This window comes from Pseudohongiella sp., from assembly GCF_040877505.1.
In the GTDB taxonomy this organism is placed as follows: Bacteria; Pseudomonadota; Gammaproteobacteria; order Pseudomonadales; family Pseudohongiellaceae; genus Pseudohongiella.
In genome coordinates, this window is the sequence record NZ_JBBDNQ010000001.1 from 1 (window position 1) to 1,631 (window position 1,631).

Sequence of the window (1,631 nt, forward strand, 5' to 3'; positions counted from 1 at the left end):
TCCGGAATTCGCCCTGAAAGACCGGTGCCGGGAAGCCCTGGCCGAAGGGTCCGGCCTGTTCCAGGGCTAGGGCCGTGCCCAAGTCGCGCTCTTTAGCGCTTAGTTCTCCGTCAGTCATAATCGTTGGCTGCAGGGCCTCTGGTTCACAGAGCGTCTGAACGGCCTGCTCAAACCAGTGTTGCAGTCGATCCTGATCCCCCTCTGCGAGCGTCAGGCCAGCCGCCATGGCGTGGCCGCCGAAGGTGATCAGCAGCTCTGGTTCCTGCTTGGCAATCCAGTCGAGTGCGTCACGCAGATGAAAACCGGGTATGGAGCGGGCTGAACCTTTGAGGCGTCCGTTATCCGAGCCCGCCAGCGCGATGACCGGTCGGTGTGTTTGCTCTTTAATGCGTGAGGCCAGGATGCCGATCACGCCTTCGTGCCAGTCGGCCTGGTACAGAACATGGCCGTTGCGAGGCGGTGAATCGCGGATTTGTTCCAGAGTCTGCTGGGCTTCGACTACCATAGAACGCTCTATGGCGCGTCGTTCCCGGTTCAAATCTTCCAGTTGCGCCGCCAGTTGGCGCGCTTCCCCCGGGTTATCGGTCAGCAGGCAGCGAACCCCGATCGCCATATCATCCAAGCGGCCTGCGGCATTCAGCCTAGGGCCTATAACAAAACCAAAGTCGGAGGCCTGGGCTCTTTGCCACTCTCTACCGGCGACTTCAAATAAAGCCTGTATCCCGGGCCGGGATTGACCGGCACGAATGCGTCCCAGGCCCTGGTTTACCAGTCGGCGATTGTTGGCATCAAGTGGCACCACATCGGCGACAGTGGCCAGGGCAACCAGATCCAGCCACTGGGCCAGATTCGGCGACTGCACAGACTGTTGTTCAAACCAGTCCCGGTCGCGCAGCGCGGCACGCAAGGCAATCATTAGATAAAACGCCACAGTGCAGCCGCAGGCGGCTTTGCTGGCAAAGTCGCAGCCTGGCTGGTTGGGGTTAACAATGGCTTCGGCGGGTGGCAGGTCTGCTCCGGATAGATGATGGTCGGTGATGAGTACGGCAACGCCAGCGGCCTGTGCTGCCGCGACGCCATCCAGGCTGGCGATGCCGTTGTCCACGGTAATGATCAGTTCAGGTGATATCGTCAGCGCCTGTTCGACGATAGCAGCCGAAAGGCCATAGCCGTATTCGAAGCGATTGGGCAGCAGGTAATCCACCTGGGCACCCAGGGCTCGCAGTATCTGAACGACCAGGGCGGTGCTGGTAGCGCCGTCGACGTCGTAATCGCCGATAACCAAAATACGCTGATGGTGATCTAGCGCCCGGATTAACAATTCTACCGCCGAATCAATCCCCTTCATCGTCTGCCAGGGCAGTAAATGCTGCAGGGACGAGTCCAGTTCTAGCGGTGAGCACACACCGCGAGACCGGTAGATCCGGTCCAGCAGTGGCTGCTCGGAGACGGCGGCTCCGTCAGGAACGGGACGGGTCTGGAGGTTGGGAAAGGGAGCGGCCACGCCGCTCAGTTACCCTCGCCGAAGACGACGTTGGCGACATAGGCCTGAACTCGAGCGAGTTCGTTTGGCAAAACTTCATAGCGCTCTGGCCGGTCGAACAGATCGGTCAGGTGATGCGGCAGTTCGG

2 protein-coding genes are annotated in these 1,631 nt (G+C 60.4%); both read right to left on the reverse strand.

Annotation, left to right across the window (positions count from 1 at the left end):
- Positions 1–1,504, reverse strand: a 1,504-nt coding sequence (recJ, locus tag WD071_RS00005) for a single-stranded-DNA-specific exonuclease RecJ (RefSeq protein WP_368046222.1), incomplete at its 3' end; no start/stop codon positions are given.
- Between the two features lie 5 nt (positions 1,505–1,509).
- Positions 1,510–1,631, reverse strand: a 122-nt coding sequence (locus tag WD071_RS00010; RefSeq protein ID WP_368046223.1) for a hypothetical protein, incomplete at its 5' end; no start/stop codon positions are given.